The organism is Variovorax sp. Sphag1AA (assembly GCF_014192575.1).
GTDB lineage: Bacteria > Pseudomonadota > Gammaproteobacteria > Burkholderiales > Burkholderiaceae_C > Variovorax.
Window position 1 is genome coordinate 468,474 of the sequence record NZ_JACHYC010000003.1, and the last position, 14,887, is coordinate 483,360.

Here is a 14,887-nt window from a genome sequence, read left to right on the forward strand (position 1 = left end):
TATTGGCAGATCGATCGATCGACGTGAAAAAGGCGTGCAGACATTAACCGCGTGATTCGCGAACCGCAATAGACTGAGGGCCATAGGCATAGCCCATGTTCGCTCCTCCGTTGGCCTTTCGTTTTCAATCGGTCGCCGGTTCCATCATCCGGCGCAAGTGCGCCGCGTGCGAGCGGGAAGAAGAGGGCCTGGTTCGCCGGAAGGCCACCAGCAGTGGGATGCATGACACTTCGATGAAGGTCAGCAGCCCTTCCGATGCCGAAGAGCGCGAAGCCGATCTCAATGCACAGCGCATCACGCAGACTTCCGAGCCGGCCCGGTCGTCGCAATCAGGTGGGGCACGCGAGCACGCCCCGGACCGGGCACCGGCCAGCGTGAGCCAGGTCGTCGCATCGTCAGGTCGTCCGCTCGATGCGGACACGCTTGCATACATGGAGCCACGCTTCGGCCACGACCTTTCTTCGGTGCGCGTGCATGACGATGCGGCCTCCCGCCAGACCGCCGACGAACTCAACGCAGACGCGTACACGGTCGGTCGTCACATCGTCTTCGGGCCGCAGCAATATGCGCCCGGTACGAGCGCCGGTCGATGGCTGCTCGCGCACGAGCTTTCTCACGTCATGCAGGACGGCGCGGCGCCGCGCGTGCATCGTCAACCCAAGCGGTCGAAGCCTCCGCCCGTCGCGGGCGGGAACGTGCTCTATGTCGGCATGAACAACTATCGCTCGGAGGTTGCCAAGCTTGCGAAGCAGTACGCAGGCACCTCGGTCAAGGTCACCAAGGTCACGCTGAGCGAGCACGAGGAGAAGACCGTCTCCGGCGGCGCCACCTTCGACCTGACACAGGACAAGGGCATCAAGGACTTCGTCGCCGCGCAATCGCTGGACAAGGCGAATACGGCGGCACTCGAAGCGCTGCTGAAAAGCCAGTCCGGTTACGACCGTGACGATCTGGCACATGTCATCGCGGTCTATTCGGCGTGCCAGAAAGACGGCGCTGACCGGATGTCACGCGTGGTGCTGTCGGGCCACAGCTACGGGACCAAGATCTACAACGAAGACGCGAAGGGCGCGATCTACTTCGACGCGCTGGTCACGCTGGCCGGCATCTTCCCGAAAGCAGCCGCGCAAACGAAGCACCTCCTCGTGCTGGCGTGCATGGCAGCGGAAGAGTCGACCATCAAGAATTTCTACCTGAAGGCGTTCCCGAATCTCAAGACGGTGGAGGGTTGGACCTCGAGTTGCCCGAGCGGACCCGGCGCGGTCTCTGCGCTCTCGGCATGGGCAACGCGCACCGACGCCGATCCCACCAAGGTACCCGCGCCGCCGGAAGGGCAGGCCAATTGGGCGCTGGGTAACTTCCAGAGCGGTGACCCGGTCGATCCGGTCGCGTTGATGGCAGACCTGCGCGCGGACGAGGCGAAGTTTGCGGACTACTTCGCTGGTAAGAAGGCGGACTCGAATTCCCATTCCGGTCCGCTGACGGACTACTACCATCGCGCGCGCAGTGCCGAGCAACAGTCGGCCATCAAGGGGGCCGACCACGCCTATGCAGCCACCCACGCGGACCAGTCTTTCCGGCTGCGCTTCTGGCCCGGCATGGTCTCCGGCTTCTGGAAGAAATTCGGCGCGACGGTCACAAAGGGATACGGCAAGGCGAAGGTCCCTGCGTTCGCGAAGATGTCCCGCAAGGATGCGGTCGCCGCCATCGCCAAATTCGATGCCGACGCGGCAGGGTCGACGGCTGACAAGGCGGAAGCGAAGAAGCTTCTCAACAGCCTGCTGAATCTCGACCCCACGATCCTCAGCGACAACTGGTTCAACCCCTGACGCCGACGCGCCGGCTCAGGGCGGCACGCCGGCCGGGTCGAGACTCTTGCGCGCCTCGATGCATTTGTTGCGATCGGCGCCGGCCGGGAAAGCCACGGCACAGACGTCCTCCGCCAGCAGCGGATTGTTGTTGTAGGCCATCTTGCTGTAGGGATCGCGGGGACCGGCGGTCTTCCTCATCTGCTGGACGAACAAGTCCAGGCGCATCTCGAGACGCATGCTCGACCTGCCGGCATGCGCTTCGATGTAGTCGTAGCGGTCCGCCAGGCCCAGCGCATGATGGACCTCGTGCGAGAGCGTGACCGGGCTCGACGCCCAGTTTCCCGAGTTCGGCCATTCGCAGAACTTGACGGTGAACTCGAACACGTCGGGGCCCGAGGCATTCACGAACACGATGTCGACGTAGTAGCCCTTGGTCGTCATGGAGATCGCGCGTTCGATCGCATCCTCCAAGCCCTTGATCTTGGATACCTCGTCGGGCACGCCATTGAGCTTGACCTTGATCCTCACGCGGATGTTCTTCGGATCGGTGCGGTCGACCTTGTATTTCTTGCCCTGTTCGCCGGTGCGCTCGACCATGTTCGCGGCCGTGGCGACGGCGCGCTCGTCGACGTCGTTGTACGCACCGCCCCACATCTCTTCCGTCTTCAGGGCCTTGTCGACGACCTCGCGGTTCTGTTTGGCCATGTCCGCGGAGCAGCCGTAGCCCGACCCCGACGAAGCGCCTTGAAAGTGCGTCGTGATCGCCTTCAACAGCATGAAGAGGTAGTAGAGACGCTGGCCTTTGGCGTCCCCGAGCGGCTTGGTCCTGGCCTGCGCGATGATCCAGGCCACATTGCCCTTGGCCACCGCGTCCAATGCCTTGTATTCGGGGGCGGCCAGGATCTGGGTCTCGAAGGCAGCCGCCTCGTTTTTCCATTCGGCATCCGTCTTGCGCTGCACCAGCGAAACCCCGTGCCCCTGTTGAAGGGTGTGCACGAGTTCATGCGCGAGCAGCAACCGGCCGGCGTGATGATCGGGGTTGAACTTGCCGCGCCGAAAGTGGATGTGATTGCCGATCGTGAAGGCCTGCGCGTTCAACTGCTGCGCGTGCTCGTTGTCTTCGGCATCGGCGTGGATGCGCACTGCGGAGAAGTCGGCCCCGAAGCGTCGTTCCATGAAGACACGGGTCGAAGGCGGCAGCGCACGGCCTCCGCCGGTGGTGCCGAGATTGCGCGACAGCGTTTCCGTGACGGCCTCGCCCGGCTCGGGCGATCGCTGGACGAGGCCCTTCTCCTGCTCTTCCTCGCGCTCGCAGTGGGCGCATGCGCGACTGATGCGCGGTGGAGCGTGCGAGAAGGAGAGTTCGTTGTCCGGCGACTTCATCACCTTCTCGGCGATGCTGTCGGCTTCGTGTTCGAGTGGATCGTCCACCGAGCCGATCGTGAGCTTGCGCTGGAGGATGCCCTGCAGCGGCGCAGGCAGGGCAGGGGGCGTCCGGACGGCGGAGGCCCTCGTTCGTGCCCTGGCGATCTGCGGCGCATGCATCGGTCGATCCCTTCCTGTGCGCCTGGCATGGTAGCCCCGGGGTCGCTGCTTGGGCATATCCCGAAGGTCGGGTGTCCTTGCGACCCGGCGGTGTTGAGCGCACCATGCGCGCCATGCATCGCGCAAGCCCTTTGTTCGGCGCTCCACGCCCGGCGTCCGCGACGCGGCCCCGGGTCGAAGTGCCTGCCAGCGTTCATCGCGTGCTGCAGGAGTCGGGAAGCCCCATCGAGCCGGGCCTGCGGCACGACATGGAGCGGCGCTTCGATGCCGATTTCTCGTCCGTGCGGATTCATTCGGGGCCTGCAGCGGAAGCGTCGGCGAGCGATGTCGATGCCAAGGCCTACACGGTCGGCCAAAGCATCGTCTTCGGCGCGGGCCGGCAGGCGAGCGATGCCGGCGAAGGGCGGCGACTGCTTGCGCATGAACTGACCCACGTCATCCAGCAGCGCGGTGCTTCTCCCGCAGGCGTGCAACTCCAGCGCAGCCCGCGCGATCCCGACGAGGCGGCTGCCATCGCCAAGGAGGAAACGGCGCTCGCCGCGCTGGCCAAGCGGGCCCTGGCTTCTTCCAAGCCCGAGTTCGCCGTACACGAGGTCGTATGGCGGCTGATCAACGCCTACGGCCTGGACATGCACTTCGAGTTGAACGGTAGCCGCTACGAAAAAGGCCGCAAGGGCGTGTTCGTCGACTTCAAGGGCAGCGGGCCCAGGACCACCGGCACGATCGTCGCGGGTGAGGACACGTTGCAGCGGGTCGCCAAGGGAGATGCGCCAGCAGTCGCGAAGGAAATCGAAGCGCAGATTGGCCGCGTCGACACCGCGCGAGGCGCCATCGACTACGTGTTCATCATGGGCAAGGACGCGCCGAAGAGCGACAACAAGTTCTATACCGAGGCGAAGAAGTTCTTCAAGGCCGAATATCCTGCCGCAACGATGGTGGAGGACGTGCGCGATCTCGATGCCATCAACCAGCGCATCAACGATGGCGCCAAACCGGTGGCGAACCTCATCATCGTTTCGCACGCGCATCCGGACGGGACACTCCAGTTCTCGCTCGATGCGAAGGACACGACACCGGGCAAGGTCGAGTACAGCGAACTCAAGAAGGCCAACGACGCCGGCAGCATCACGAAGCCCAAGTCCGATCTGGTCGGCTTCTGGACCAATGTCCTCATCCGGGGTTGCAACCTTGGGCGCAGCGAGGAGATGCTGGGCCAGGTCCGAACCGCTTTCGGGGGCAGCGCGCGTGTGATCGCGCCAACGCACGGCCAGCGCTACGGCGGCGGGACCGAATCGCTGGCCGATCCGTTCTTCGAGGTGCCCGGCGCGAGCAAGATGTCCGACGAAGACGCCTTCAAGGCAATGAAGGCCAAGCCCGAGTACGCCTTCATCACGGACTGGGCCGCGATGCGAAAGAAGCTCAGGCGGACCACCGACCAGAGCCAGGAAGTGGCGTACAGCGGCGTCTTCCCGCAGAGAGGCAAGGAACTGAACCTGCTCAAGTCACAGGCCAAGAACCTCAACGTCAACGACTTCACTTTCGGGTCCAGCCGTGCGGTCGGCAAGGACACGGTCTTCACCTTCAAACCGAAGAACGAGTTCAAGAACGGCCCCGTCGACATCACCCTGGAGACGCCGCCCACCGACAGCGAGGCCATCGCGATTGCGAAGGAGAACATCTCGCGGCCGTCGGCCTACACCTTCACAGTCCGGCGGATTGCTTCTGGCCTGAATCTGAAGATCGTCGTCGACGTGGTGCGCACCGAATGGGAACTGCATCACGCGGAGATCCACAAGGGCGGGAAGGGCTTCAACCCGCGGCCGGGATCGAAGCCGTGGTTCGGGGATACCGACGATTGATCCGGCGCGGTCAAGCGGTATTGCTGACCCCGGAAGGCCCCCTGATGCAGCTCACGCAGGATTGATCGATCGCGATCTTGGGGGTTTCGGCCGTCTCCGCGAAGTCAAGCATCGCGCAATAGCAGACGATGTGGTGATTGCACGCAAGCTCGAACCGGATGCGCGCCTCGGCATCACTAGGGCGGAGGTCGGTGACGTCCGGCAGGTGTGCGTAGTCGGGGCCGAAGGGCACGCGAGGAACCGCGTCGAGGAAGTAGTTGTAGAGGACGTATCGACCCGAAAGCGCGGCGTCGAAAGCATTCACGAAGGTGCTGTCGCCCGGGTGCGGAGATGCGAACAGGGTTGCCGACGTACGCGCCCCCAGCAGGTCCGCATCGGCAAGGTCCAGGGCGAGGTAGGTCGCCAGTGCACTCCCGAGGCTGTGCCCGGCGACGGTGATGGTGCCCGCCGGGCCAACGGCCTTGGCAATGCCTTCCTTTGCCGGCACGCCGCCATCCTTGGCGTCGACCTTGAACTTCATGGATGCGTAGATGTTCCAGAAGCCGCCTTCCACGCGTCCGTGGCCGCCCGGATGATTGATCGAGACGAACTGCGCGTCTTCGATCCACTCCGTGATGCCCTGCGTGCCGCGAATCGCAACCACATGTTGGCTCGGGTTCGCCAGGCTTCGCGCGAGCACGCCGTAGCAGACTTCAGAGCCCTCGACCATGCTCTGCCTGGGCCGGAAGACCGCGTCGAGGGCGGTCAGGTATCCAAGCACGCTCCAGTCGGCACTCAGCCGACCGTCCACTGGCGGTGCGATCGCAGAAGGGAAGGCCGTGTGCATGTCGGCCGCGAACATGACCATCAAGCCCTTTTCGACATCGTCTGCCTTGCTCATGAAAGTCCTCCGTTCGTTCGACGCGGGGTGCGCGAAGTCCCGGATCAGATCCTTCTTTTGGAAGACGGTTGCCCGCCTCCTCCACAAGGTTGATGACGGCGCCTATTCCCTCAGGCGCAGGTTGAGCTGATCGACCACTTCGGCCCAGTCCGCGTCTTCGTTGATCTCTTCGCGCAGAAAGCTCGCTTGCGCCGGGGACCAGAACGGGGCGTCGGCCAGCCGGACGCCGTCGGCGAGCGGGCGATGCCTCGAGATGAACCCTTCGATCTCCTCGTGCGAGTCGGGCAAGCCAAGCTGGCCGAAAAGATCCTTGAGGGTGTGGTTCGAGAACTCCATGTGACTTCGCTCCGATTGCGTTTGTATGTTTGAGGCGTCTTTCGCCCATTCTGAAGAACTTGCGTATACCCGGGCCGAGTGCCTCCTCGCCCATCAGGGTCTATTGCAGAAGGCACCATGCGAGCCATGAGCGAACCGGACTTCACGATGCTGCGACAGCGCATGCTGGCAGAGATCGCCGCCAAGACGATTTTCTCGACCACGTACCTGGGCAAGGCGGCGCTGGATTCGAGGGTCATGAACGCCATCGGCACCGTGCCGCGCCATGCGTTCGTGCCCTTCGAGCTGCGGCCGTACGCCTACGTCGACACACCCCTGCCGATCGGCTTCGGCAAGACGATCTCGCAACCTTTCATCGTCGCGGTGATGACCGACCTGCTCGGCGTGCAGCCAACCGACACGGTGCTGGAGATCGGCACGGGGCTGGGCTACCAGTCGGCCGTCCTGGCCGAACTCGCGCATCGCGTCTTCTCTGTCGAGATCATCGATGAGCTGGCCGAGCAGGCGGCCCATCGGCTGGCCGACCAGGGGCACATCAACGTGGATATCCGCATCGGAAATGGTTGCCAGGGCTGGCCCGAACATGCGCCATTCGACAAGATCATCGTGACAGCGGCTCCGGAGTTGATTCCGCCGGCACTCATCTACCAGCTGAAGCCGGGTGGAACGATGGTGATACCTGCGGGGTTGCCTGATGCACAGCAGCTCATCCAGCTCAAGAAGGATGCGCGAGGCTCGGTCACGACGAGGGAAATCTTCCAGGTGCTTTTCTCGACACTCGAAGAGGTCGCCCTGCCGTGAGTCACCCGGCACCGCGGCGCGGCTTCGCCTGGGTGGCGCGCGCACGGGCTTGCCCCCCTGATTTCTGCGATCGCGCCAAAGCCTCCGACAAGAGGCGTCGGGTGGCGTCATGGGCGCCGCGTTCTTCGTCGATCCGCTGCTGCAGTGCTTCGGCGCGGTCCTTCTGCACAGCGGCCGCCACCCGCTCCTGCGCGAGTTCGATCGCCTGCGCCGCAAGCTGGTCGCGCACCTGCTGGAGCTTCTCGGCTGCTGCATCGAGCCGCTTCGCTGCGGCTTCTTCACCTTTGGTGCGCTTCTGATGTTCCTTGGCCAGCTCGGCTTCAAGCGCCTTGGCCGCCTGTCGCGCGCGATCGACCTCGGCGAGCATCCGTTTTTCCTGGCTCGAATGGCGCTCCTGGGCGTGGCGCAGATCCTGGTCCTTTGCAGCGACCACTGCGGCATGTTCGCGCCGCATCTGTTCCTGCGCCTCCACGGTCTGGGAGAGCAGGGCAGTGAGGCGCCGGACCTCGTCTTCGAGCCCTGTGCGGACACGCTGTGTCTCGATGGCTTGCGCCTTGAGCTGCCCTTCGAGCGTTTCGCGCGCCTGCTGCGATGACGACAGCGCCGCATCGAGGCTCACCCGTGCTTGCTTGAATGCGTCCTCTCGCTGTGCCAGCGCACCTTGCGCCTCGGCCAGCGAATCCTCTCGCGCCTGCAGTTCCGAGCGCACCGTGGCTAATTCGCCGCGCTGGGTTTCCTCGGCTTCTTTCTGCGCTGTTTCCCACAGCAGCTTTGCCGCGTTGCGCACTCCCAGGGGCATGCCATCCAGATCGTTGCCCGCAGTCCGCGTGCCCGGTGAGCCAACCAGCCGTCCACCAAGGGTCGCGAACCATCTTTCAAGCATCGGGCTGACCGTGTTGGGCGAACCACGTCCGATCTGCTGCCGCACGCGTTCGATCGTGGGCCGTTTGCCGTCGGCCAGCAGCGCATCTGCAGCCGCGAAGACGTCTGCTTCCTGGATTCCCCGGCTTCTCGATTCGATGAGCTGGCTCATTTCCGATCCTTTTTAAGTTTGGACGGCGGCCTGATTTCAGGTACGCTTCGCCCCACTATCTACTATCGATAAGCGATGGTTACCGTTAGTTGATATGTGTGATTGTTGTACATCATACATATACGGATAAGATATCCAACATTCACCATGAAACCTCGTCGCCATCTCGCCACCCGCCCTGAATCCCGCCCCGCGCTCGATCCAACGCGTCTGACCGGCGTCGCGGAAGACGCAGCACGCGAGCTGATGAAGGAAGGCGAATCCGCCAACACCCGCGCTTCATACGGCTCGGCGATGCGCTACTGGGATGCCTGGTACGCGGCGCGCTACGGTCAAACGCTGGGCTTGCCGGTGCCTGTTCCGGTCGTGATCCAGTTCATCGTCGACCACGCGGCGCGTGGCAGCGAGCCGGGCAAGCTGGTGACCGAGCTGCCGCCCGAGATCGACCGGGCGCTCGTCGAACAGGGTTTCAAGGCCAAGCTCGGGCCGCCGTCGCTCAATACGCTGGTCCATCGCATCGCGGTGCTGTCCAAGGCGCACCAGCTCAAGGGCGAGATCGAGCACAACCCGTGCGCCGATCCGGTGGTGCGCGAGCTTCTCGGGCGCACGCGGCGCGCCTATGCACAACGTGGCGCGCGTCCGCGCAAGCAGCGCGCGCTCACCAAGGATCCTCTGCTTGCCGTGCTCGACACTTGCGACGATTCGCTCCGCGGCAAGCGGGATCGCGCACTGCTGCTGTTTGCATGGTCCACCGGCGGACGCCGCCGTTCCGAAGTGGCCGGCGCAACGATGGAGAACCTGCGCCGCGTCAATGCAGACGCCTATCTCTATCGCCTGTCGCATTCGAAGACGAACCAGGCCGGTGTCGAGCGGCCCGAAGACAACAAGCCGCTGGTCGGCTCCGCTGCCGAGGCGATGCGTGACTGGCTCGACGCCAGCGGCATCACCGAAGGCGCGATCTTTCGTCGCATTCGCGCGGGCGATCACGTCGCCGAGCCGCTCGGCCCGCAGACGGTGCGCAACATCGTCAAGGAGCGCTGCGCACTTGCCGGCGTCGAGGGCGAGTTTTCCGCCCATTCGCTGCGCGCCGGATTCGTGACCGAGGCCGGCAGGCAGAACCTCTCGCTGCCCGAAACCATGGCGTTGTCAGGCCACCAGAGCGTGGCCGTGGCGATGGGCTACTACCGCGCCGAGAGCGCGCTCGACAGCAAGGTCGCGCGCATGGTGGATGCCGATGGCGACTGAACGAACCTTGTCGTCACGGCTGGCCGAGGTCGATCCGCAGGGCCACCAGTTCATCAAGGGGCTGCGCCTCGTGGCGGCGTATGGCATCGCCGTGGTGCTGGGCGCGTTGTTCGACACGGCGCATGCTGCATCCGACCTGAAATCGCTTGGCACGCTGGCTGCCGGCGCCGCACTTTTCGCCATGGTGTCGGAGGCGCGCGCCGGCCGCTACGAAGGCAGCCGCGATCTTCTCCTGCTGACCGGCAGCGCGTGCCTCGGCGCCGCAGTGACGGCCCTGATCGGTCCGCCCCTGGCTGCGCGCATCACTGCCGGCGCCGAATGGACGCTGGTGATCGGCGCCTTCGCGGTCGGATTCATGAAGCCGATCGGGCCACTGGCAGCAGGCATCGGCTCGCAGTTCTACATCGGGCAATTGCTGGCCTACGGGCAAGAACTCGGTGCGGACGACCTGAGGCGCATCGGGCTCGCGGGCCTGATCGCGCTCTTCGCGGTCATCGCGGCGCGCGTGAGCTTCGCCCCGCGCCAGAGTCGCATCACGCCATGGCAGCCGGGCGGCGCACATGCGCCTTTCGGCACGCCGCCGGCTCTCGCCATGGGTTTGCAGGCGGCCCTTCCGGCGTCGTTGATCGTTCTGCTGAACGCACGCACGGTCATGGATGAATCGGTCTGGGCCATGACCGCCTGCGTCTACGTCGTCGCCATGACGCGGTCCGGCACCATCGACCGCATCCGCCGTCGCATGCTCGGGACTGCCATCGGCGTGCCGTTGGGCCTGTTGTGCGTGCCGCTCGCGGTCCAATGGCCCCTGCTCGCTTGGGCGTGCGCGGCGGTTGCTGTCGTGATCTACGCGATGGCGCTCGCGGACCGCTATGACATCGCGTGCGGGACGTTCGCCTTCGCGCTGGTGATCACGCTTGCGGCCAGCGGCGAGCATTCCGTGCTGCATCTGTCAGCGCGCCTTTGGGAGACCGCGCTCGGCGCCCTGCTAGCCTGGTGCGCGACGGTTTTCATCTTTCCGCTCCGCGAATAATGGACTCCCCTACGCACTCCCACAAACCCGCTTCGATCTGGAAGCGCTTCTGGTCACCCACGAGCCTGCTCGAGGCGGTACCGGACGATGCGGTAGTGGAAGAAGCCGAGGCGATCAGACATCGCAACAACGTCTGGCTCAAGACGTACATGGACATGTACATCCTGCGATGGGGCGTGCTGTGGTTCTGCTCTGTCGTCCTGTCAATCCTTGCGGCTGACGACGGCGTGCCCGTCGGTCTATTCGTCATCGCCCTCCTCTTCGCCATGGGCTCCCTCGCAGGATTGGCGTCGATGATCTGGGCCTACCGCCGAGCAAGCAGCGCGCTCGAACAGCGAACTCGCCCTCCTGGCCAACGCTAGCTGGCCTCGGAAGCGTTCAACGTTGCTTTTCTGCTCTTGATCGACCAATCGCAAACGTATCCCCGCAGGTAGATTTCGGATCGAGGCGGCCCGCATCAAAAGGCCGGCGACGGATCTCGGTTGAGTGTGTGCCCTATGTCACGGTCGACGTTCGAATTGCCGCGTCCGCGTGCGGAGACCGCTTCTTTTGCTTTGCAAAGAGGTTCAGGATTTGAAGGCGATGCTTCACCCCATCATTCGCGACTGTGCCGGCGACCTCCAGCCGATTCCCGCAGCCCTTGCGGCTCTGACCGGGCAGCCTGTCACTGCCGTTGTGAGCACGCTCCGCAGGTGCTTTGTCGACCTCAAGCCACTGGCGGGCGTCGGGAAAGAGGTTGCTCCCGAGGATGCCTGCCACGCAGCGCTCTATCGCTTCGGCTATCAGCCGCACCGCTTGTACGCTGACCATCGCCGGCACCGAGCGTTGGGCGAGCTGCTGACGACACACGGGCAGGCGCCCGGCGAGCCGGAGGCCCTCCTCGCGATCTGCGAGAACGGCTCGGCCTTTGCGTTCTTTGGAGGATCCGCATCGTCTTGTGCGAGGAACACGGTATCCAACCTCGCCGAGCTCGTGCGGCTCGGCGAGCTCGACCTGAACGCGGAGGTTCGCTTCGCAATCACCATCGTGCCCGATAAGCTGACGCCGATCGCTTCGCCCGATCACAAGTTCCTCGAGTCCTTGGCCATTCCGGCCTTCGCGCTCGCCGACGCCTACAACATCGAGGTGATTCCACTGAGCTGGCCCTACTGGAGTCTGACCTTCCCGGGCGAGATGACCGACGGCGAAGCCGGCTCAGGCGCGACCCAGGTCTGCGGTGAGCATGAGTTGCTGAGCGTCATCAACGACCGCGTGCGAGCTCACGAGAGCGCACTTGAGATTGCTCGTGCGCTGCTCAAGCCGATGCGCCTTGAGCGCGCCGTCGTGCACCCGCAGAACGATCACAGAACGAACGGCACCAAGGCCGCAACACGCCGCCTGTAGGCGACGTACTTCTCACCGAACTGCTCACCCATCCAACGCTCTTCCATGCGCAGCTTTCGCCACAGGGCCAAGCTGGCCAGTGCCACTGCAACCACGCCCGCGACGGTGCCACGAGCGATCGCGGAGCCGACAAATGCCAGCAACAGGCCGGTGTAGATAGGATGTCGCACGAGGCTGTATGGACCCGTCGTGATGAGCTCGTGATCTTGCTTGAGAGTCACGACAGCGCTCCAGTTTCTGCCCAGGTAGGCTCGCGCCCAGACGCTGAATAGCAGCCCCGCGAGAGTCAACGATGCGCCGACCCAGAAGGCCCACGCAGCACGAGGAACGATGCGAATGCCGAGCAACGGGATGGGTGCAGTAGGAACCCACAGCAGGCCGAGGGCCACAGCGAGGGGAACGATGTGCAAGAGTCGCGAGCGAACCGATTCCCGTCGCACGGTGACCTTGACCTCTCGCGACACAACCAACCAGTACACCGCCCATGTGAACCACAAGGCCGGGATCGTGTGTCGGTACACAAGAGACATGTCTCGGCTCTAACGCGAACTCCCGTCCAGCGTCTTCGCGCAGACCGCGTGCCACACGACTGCATCCATTGGCATTGCCAAAGCCCAATCAAGCTTTCCCGAAATCGAGGGATGCGCTGCAAAGCCCAAGAACTGGGACTTCTTCCTGGAAAGGCCTTTGCTTCTCGTCAAATGAACGCCCCCTGTCATCAGGTTCGTATCTCGCCAGTACCTGGAGTTCATCAAGCTCTTGAATTCGTCGTAACTGGAGGCGGCGTGGTGAACACCACCGACCAGTACGTCCAGCTTCTCAACGTTGCCGCGCGGTCTCTGAAAGAAGACGTCACCGAATGCCGAAGCGCCGATGGGCATAAGAGGACCAGTGATGGTCTTGGGCCACAGAGCAAGCAAGCGCCTGAAGTCCATGTGAGAGGCTTCGGTAAAGAGGTCAGACCATGAAGGGTGGCTCATTCGTGCGTATCGCAAAACGTTCATCCGGCTCGAGTGCTCGATGCAAGTACCGCATCTGTGACAGAGCGAAACCGAGTGTGATGATATGGACGGTGCGCGCATCGAACACCAAGACAGACGAGATAGCTCTTGCAGCCAGGCCGTCGGCACGATGGCCAGAAAAAGTTATGGCCCCGATTCTTTTCAACTCTGCAGTGGCTCGGACTGTTGTTGCCGCGCAGCAGATGAAGCCAAATGTCCTCGGTTTGCATTCACGTTCGCGTTCATCCTGGACGATCCTTCTACGATTGAGTCATGGGTGCAGGGTCGTGGATGAAAGATGAGTTGAGCCAGTTTTTCTTTTGGCTCCGGGAGTTTGAAACGAAGGTGCGAGGTGTCGACGGCGGCGCTCGCTGGTACACCTCTTCCGGGTTGGAAGCTCGCATTCAGTACTCCTGGTTCGAAGCCGCGGTCGCAGGTTCGCCCAGCGTTTGCATCTCCAACCTTCGCTTCTTCAAGGCCGCCACGGGCCAAGGTTTCATAGACGCCTTGGCCGACTGGTTCTCCAGCGAGCATCACGCTCTCGAAGCTGAAGCGCTTGTCATTGAGCATCCGAGCAGTGCGGCGTTGTGCCAGTGGCTTGCGGCCAGTGCATTCGAGCCCTTTCGGGCCCCTGGTGAACTCGCCCATTCCTGGTATCTCAAACGTACCCTCGCACGCACCGAGGAGCGCAGCGCGGCCAAACCTACGCACGAGGCACTTACAGGTATCTGGCTGGGGCTCAGCGGATTCGACTTTGAAACGACGCCTCCTCCTTCGCCAACGGTGTCGCCCGATGCATCGTGATCTGGAGCGTTCCTCATCCGCGTTGATGATGAATCAGTCGTCCGATAGCAGCGGACCCGAGGCACACTCGGCAAGAGAGATCACAACCATGATCATTGACCTTCCACCCAGCCACCAGATCCTGAACGCCGCGCGAGATGCCAGTGGAGGCGACATCGCGCGAGCGATTCGCTGGTATCGGACTGAGCCGATCGTTCTGCTGGGCTACAAGACCGCGGAAAGACTGGTTGCGGAAGGTCGCGCTGAGGACGTGCTTCGCACGATGAAGTCGTCGGACGCCTGCTTCACGGGCTGAGGCCTTCAACGCTACGCACCCTTCGCTGCCTCGCCGTGGAGCCATGACAAGAAGGCCTCGACTGGTGCGCGCTTCTCGTGGCGCGCCGGGTACACGACAAAGTGCGCCTTGATGCGCACGGCCTTGTCCAGGCTCAGGATCGGTTTGACCTTTCCCTCTGCCATGTGCCGTCCGGCAATGGTGCAGCTCTCCAGCGCCACGCCCAAGCCCAGCGCTGCGTCGAGCGACATCATCGCGCGGTCGAAGCGAAGGGCGAATCGCTCGGGCGCGCGCTGGTTGCTGTGGGCCTTGAACCAGTCTGACCACTGCACCACGCTGACGTTGATCGCGCCACAACGTGATCCTCACGCCGCACGTGGCATGGGCGTCGGACGAAGCACAGCAGGCACTGGCCGATCAATTGATGGACAACGTCGAAAACTTCGTGGCCGGCACACCGACGAACGTGGTCCTCGGCGCCTATTGATGCGGTGATTCCACGTTGAACGGGGGCGTGCAGACTGGAGCGTCTCAGTGGCCGCGCCCGTACATTGACCAGCGCACCGTCAGGATGTCCGCAGCGATCTTGGCTGCGTCGACCCCGACGTACGTCTGCTCCGGATCGAACTCGAATCCCTCGCGGTAGAGCACGACTTCCCCGTAGTCCCGGTCGAAGACCATCGGCCCGGTGAGCTCGGTTGGGTCGGTGCCAGCGGGCAGCGCGAGGAATTTCTCGGGTTGGGTCGCGCTTTGGTAGAGGTCGACAGTGAGGTGGCTCATGGAGGTCTCCGATCGTTGGGTCCATTCGAATATCCCCTCAGCCACAAGCGGCGCAATCAGCGACCGCCTACATTGGGCTGACCGGTGCCGCCGACAGCGCTGGCA

The 14,887-nt window shown here is 63.6% G+C and carries 16 protein-coding genes and 2 pseudogenes; 10 read left to right on the plus strand and 8 right to left on the minus strand.

Annotated features, from left to right (window positions below):
- The first annotated feature begins 218 nt into the window (after nucleotides 1–218).
- Nucleotides 219–1,829 (plus strand): DUF4157 domain-containing protein, encoded by a 1,611-nt coding sequence (locus tag FHW64_RS14050; protein WP_221220707.1) that lies wholly within the window; start codon nucleotides 219–221, stop codon nucleotides 1,827–1,829.
- 15 nt (nucleotides 1,830–1,844) lie between these two features.
- On the opposite strand, the gene FHW64_RS14055 is transcribed toward FHW64_RS14050, so the two are convergent.
- Nucleotides 1,845–3,356, minus strand: a complete 1,512-nt coding sequence (locus FHW64_RS14055; protein ID WP_184527116.1) for a DUF4157 domain-containing protein — start codon at nucleotides 3,354–3,356, stop codon at nucleotides 1,845–1,847.
- A gap of 104 nt (nucleotides 3,357–3,460) precedes the next feature.
- On the opposite strand from FHW64_RS14055, the gene FHW64_RS14060 reads away from it, so the two are divergent.
- Nucleotides 3,461–5,215 (plus strand): DUF4157 domain-containing protein, encoded by a 1,755-nt coding sequence (locus tag FHW64_RS14060; protein WP_184527118.1) that lies wholly within the window; start codon nucleotides 3,461–3,463, stop codon nucleotides 5,213–5,215.
- Nucleotides 5,216–5,225: 10 nt separating this feature from the next.
- Here the strand turns inward: FHW64_RS14060 and FHW64_RS14065 are convergent, their stop codons facing one another.
- Both FHW64_RS14065 and FHW64_RS14070 read right to left on the minus strand, forming a co-directional pair.
- On the minus strand, nucleotides 5,226–6,095 hold the full coding sequence (locus tag FHW64_RS14065; RefSeq protein WP_184527119.1) for a lipase family protein: 870 nt from the start codon (nucleotides 6,093–6,095) through the stop codon (nucleotides 5,226–5,228).
- 102 nt (nucleotides 6,096–6,197) lie between these two features.
- On the minus strand, nucleotides 6,198–6,431 hold the full coding sequence (locus tag FHW64_RS14070; RefSeq protein WP_184527121.1) for a DUF2789 domain-containing protein: 234 nt from the start codon (nucleotides 6,429–6,431) through the stop codon (nucleotides 6,198–6,200).
- Nucleotides 6,432–6,557: 126 nt separating this feature from the next.
- Between FHW64_RS14070 and FHW64_RS14075 the strand changes: the two genes are divergently transcribed.
- Nucleotides 6,558–7,232, plus strand: a complete 675-nt coding sequence (locus tag FHW64_RS14075) for a protein-L-isoaspartate(D-aspartate) O-methyltransferase (RefSeq protein WP_260303816.1) — start codon at nucleotides 6,558–6,560, stop codon at nucleotides 7,230–7,232.
- Between the two features lies 1 nt (nucleotide 7,233).
- On the opposite strand, the gene FHW64_RS14080 is transcribed toward FHW64_RS14075, so the two are convergent.
- Nucleotides 7,234–8,265 (minus strand): DNA-binding protein, encoded by a 1,032-nt coding sequence (locus FHW64_RS14080; RefSeq protein WP_184527126.1) that lies wholly within the window; start codon nucleotides 8,263–8,265, stop codon nucleotides 7,234–7,236.
- 147 nt (nucleotides 8,266–8,412) lie between these two features.
- On the opposite strand from FHW64_RS14080, the gene FHW64_RS14085 reads away from it, so the two are divergent.
- The 4 genes from FHW64_RS14085 (at nucleotide 8,413) to FHW64_RS14100 (ending at nucleotide 11,923) form a co-directional block, all read left to right on the plus strand.
- Complete coding sequence (locus FHW64_RS14085) at nucleotides 8,413–9,510, plus strand: site-specific integrase (RefSeq protein ID WP_184527128.1); 1,098 nt, start codon at nucleotides 8,413–8,415, stop codon at nucleotides 9,508–9,510.
- Nucleotides 9,500–10,540, plus strand: a complete 1,041-nt coding sequence (locus FHW64_RS14090) for an FUSC family protein (RefSeq protein ID WP_260303817.1) — start codon at nucleotides 9,500–9,502, stop codon at nucleotides 10,538–10,540. Before FHW64_RS14085 ends, FHW64_RS14090 begins: the two co-directional genes overlap by 11 nt.
- The gene (locus FHW64_RS14095) at nucleotides 10,540–10,902 is read left to right on the plus strand and encodes a hypothetical protein (protein WP_184527132.1); all 363 of its coding nucleotides are present in this window, start codon (nucleotides 10,540–10,542) and stop codon (nucleotides 10,900–10,902) included. The genes FHW64_RS14090 and FHW64_RS14095 overlap by 1 nt, the downstream gene beginning before the upstream one ends.
- A 220-nt stretch (nucleotides 10,903–11,122) precedes the next feature.
- The gene (locus FHW64_RS14100; RefSeq protein WP_184527134.1) at nucleotides 11,123–11,923 is read left to right on the plus strand and encodes a hypothetical protein; all 801 of its coding nucleotides are present in this window, start codon (nucleotides 11,123–11,125) and stop codon (nucleotides 11,921–11,923) included.
- Here the strand turns inward: FHW64_RS14100 and FHW64_RS14105 are convergent.
- Both FHW64_RS14105 and FHW64_RS14110 read right to left on the minus strand, forming a co-directional pair.
- Complete coding sequence (locus tag FHW64_RS14105; RefSeq protein WP_184527136.1) at nucleotides 11,881–12,453, minus strand: isoprenylcysteine carboxylmethyltransferase family protein; 573 nt, start codon at nucleotides 12,451–12,453, stop codon at nucleotides 11,881–11,883. The two genes, FHW64_RS14100 and FHW64_RS14105, sit on opposite strands and share 43 nt — an antisense overlap.
- 9 nt (nucleotides 12,454–12,462) lie before the next feature.
- Entirely contained in the window at nucleotides 12,463–12,858 is a 396-nt protein-coding gene (locus tag FHW64_RS14110) for a hypothetical protein (protein WP_184527138.1), read from the minus strand.
- Nucleotides 12,859–13,215: 357 nt separating this feature from the next.
- On the opposite strand from FHW64_RS14110, the gene FHW64_RS14115 reads away from it, so the two are divergent.
- Both FHW64_RS14115 and FHW64_RS14120 read left to right on the plus strand, forming a co-directional pair.
- Nucleotides 13,216–13,728 carry a hypothetical protein gene (locus FHW64_RS14115; protein WP_184527140.1) on the plus strand — a complete coding sequence of 171 codons (513 nt, stop codon included), beginning with the start codon at nucleotides 13,216–13,218 and terminating at the stop codon, nucleotides 13,726–13,728.
- 88 nt (nucleotides 13,729–13,816) lie between these two features.
- Entirely contained in the window at nucleotides 13,817–14,023 is a 207-nt protein-coding gene (locus tag FHW64_RS14120; RefSeq protein WP_184527142.1) for a hypothetical protein, read from the plus strand.
- A gap of 11 nt (nucleotides 14,024–14,034) precedes the next feature.
- On the opposite strand, the pseudogene FHW64_RS14125 reads toward FHW64_RS14120, so the two are convergent.
- Nucleotides 14,035–14,346 (minus strand): annotated as a pseudogene (locus FHW64_RS14125) (LysR family transcriptional regulator); the annotation flags it as partial.
- Nucleotides 14,347–14,351: 5 nt separating this feature from the next.
- Between FHW64_RS14125 and FHW64_RS14130 the strand changes: the two are divergent.
- Nucleotides 14,352–14,489, plus strand: a pseudogene (locus FHW64_RS14130) (glycerate dehydrogenase); the annotation flags it as partial.
- A 44-nt stretch (nucleotides 14,490–14,533) separates the two neighbouring features.
- Here the strand turns inward: FHW64_RS14130 and FHW64_RS14135 are convergent.
- Nucleotides 14,534–14,782, minus strand: coding sequence for a hypothetical protein (locus tag FHW64_RS14135; protein WP_184527144.1), 249 nt, complete (start codon nucleotides 14,780–14,782; stop codon nucleotides 14,534–14,536).
- Nucleotides 14,783–14,887 lie beyond the last annotated feature (105 nt).

Coding starts and splice junctions, on each gene's coding strand:
- FHW64_RS14050 (WP_221220707.1), top strand. CDS start 219: ATGCATGACACTTCGATGAAGGTCAGCAGCCCTTCCGATGCCGAAGAG.
- FHW64_RS14055 (WP_184527116.1), bottom strand. CDS start 3,356: ATGCATGCGCCGCAGATCGCCAGGGCACGAACGAGGGCCTCCGCCGTC.
- FHW64_RS14060 (WP_184527118.1), top strand. CDS start 3,461: ATGCGCGCCATGCATCGCGCAAGCCCTTTGTTCGGCGCTCCACGCCCG.
- FHW64_RS14065 (WP_184527119.1), bottom strand. CDS start 6,095: ATGAGCAAGGCAGACGATGTCGAAAAGGGCTTGATGGTCATGTTCGCG.
- FHW64_RS14070 (WP_184527121.1), bottom strand. CDS start 6,431: ATGGAGTTCTCGAACCACACCCTCAAGGATCTTTTCGGCCAGCTTGGC.
- FHW64_RS14075 (WP_260303816.1), top strand. CDS start 6,558: ATGAGCGAACCGGACTTCACGATGCTGCGACAGCGCATGCTGGCAGAG.
- FHW64_RS14080 (WP_184527126.1), bottom strand. CDS start 8,265: ATGAGCCAGCTCATCGAATCGAGAAGCCGGGGAATCCAGGAAGCAGAC.
- FHW64_RS14085 (WP_184527128.1), top strand. CDS start 8,413: ATGAAACCTCGTCGCCATCTCGCCACCCGCCCTGAATCCCGCCCCGCG.
- FHW64_RS14090 (WP_260303817.1), top strand. CDS start 9,500: ATGGCGACTGAACGAACCTTGTCGTCACGGCTGGCCGAGGTCGATCCG.
- FHW64_RS14095 (WP_184527132.1), top strand. CDS start 10,540: ATGGACTCCCCTACGCACTCCCACAAACCCGCTTCGATCTGGAAGCGC.
- FHW64_RS14100 (WP_184527134.1), top strand. CDS start 11,123: ATGCTTCACCCCATCATTCGCGACTGTGCCGGCGACCTCCAGCCGATT.
- FHW64_RS14105 (WP_184527136.1), bottom strand. CDS start 12,453: ATGTCTCTTGTGTACCGACACACGATCCCGGCCTTGTGGTTCACATGG.
- FHW64_RS14110 (WP_184527138.1), bottom strand. CDS start 12,858: ATGGACTTCAGGCGCTTGCTTGCTCTGTGGCCCAAGACCATCACTGGT.
- FHW64_RS14115 (WP_184527140.1), top strand. CDS start 13,216: ATGAAAGATGAGTTGAGCCAGTTTTTCTTTTGGCTCCGGGAGTTTGAA.
- FHW64_RS14120 (WP_184527142.1), top strand. CDS start 13,817: ATGATCATTGACCTTCCACCCAGCCACCAGATCCTGAACGCCGCGCGA.
- FHW64_RS14135 (WP_184527144.1), bottom strand. CDS start 14,782: ATGAGCCACCTCACTGTCGACCTCTACCAAAGCGCGACCCAACCCGAG.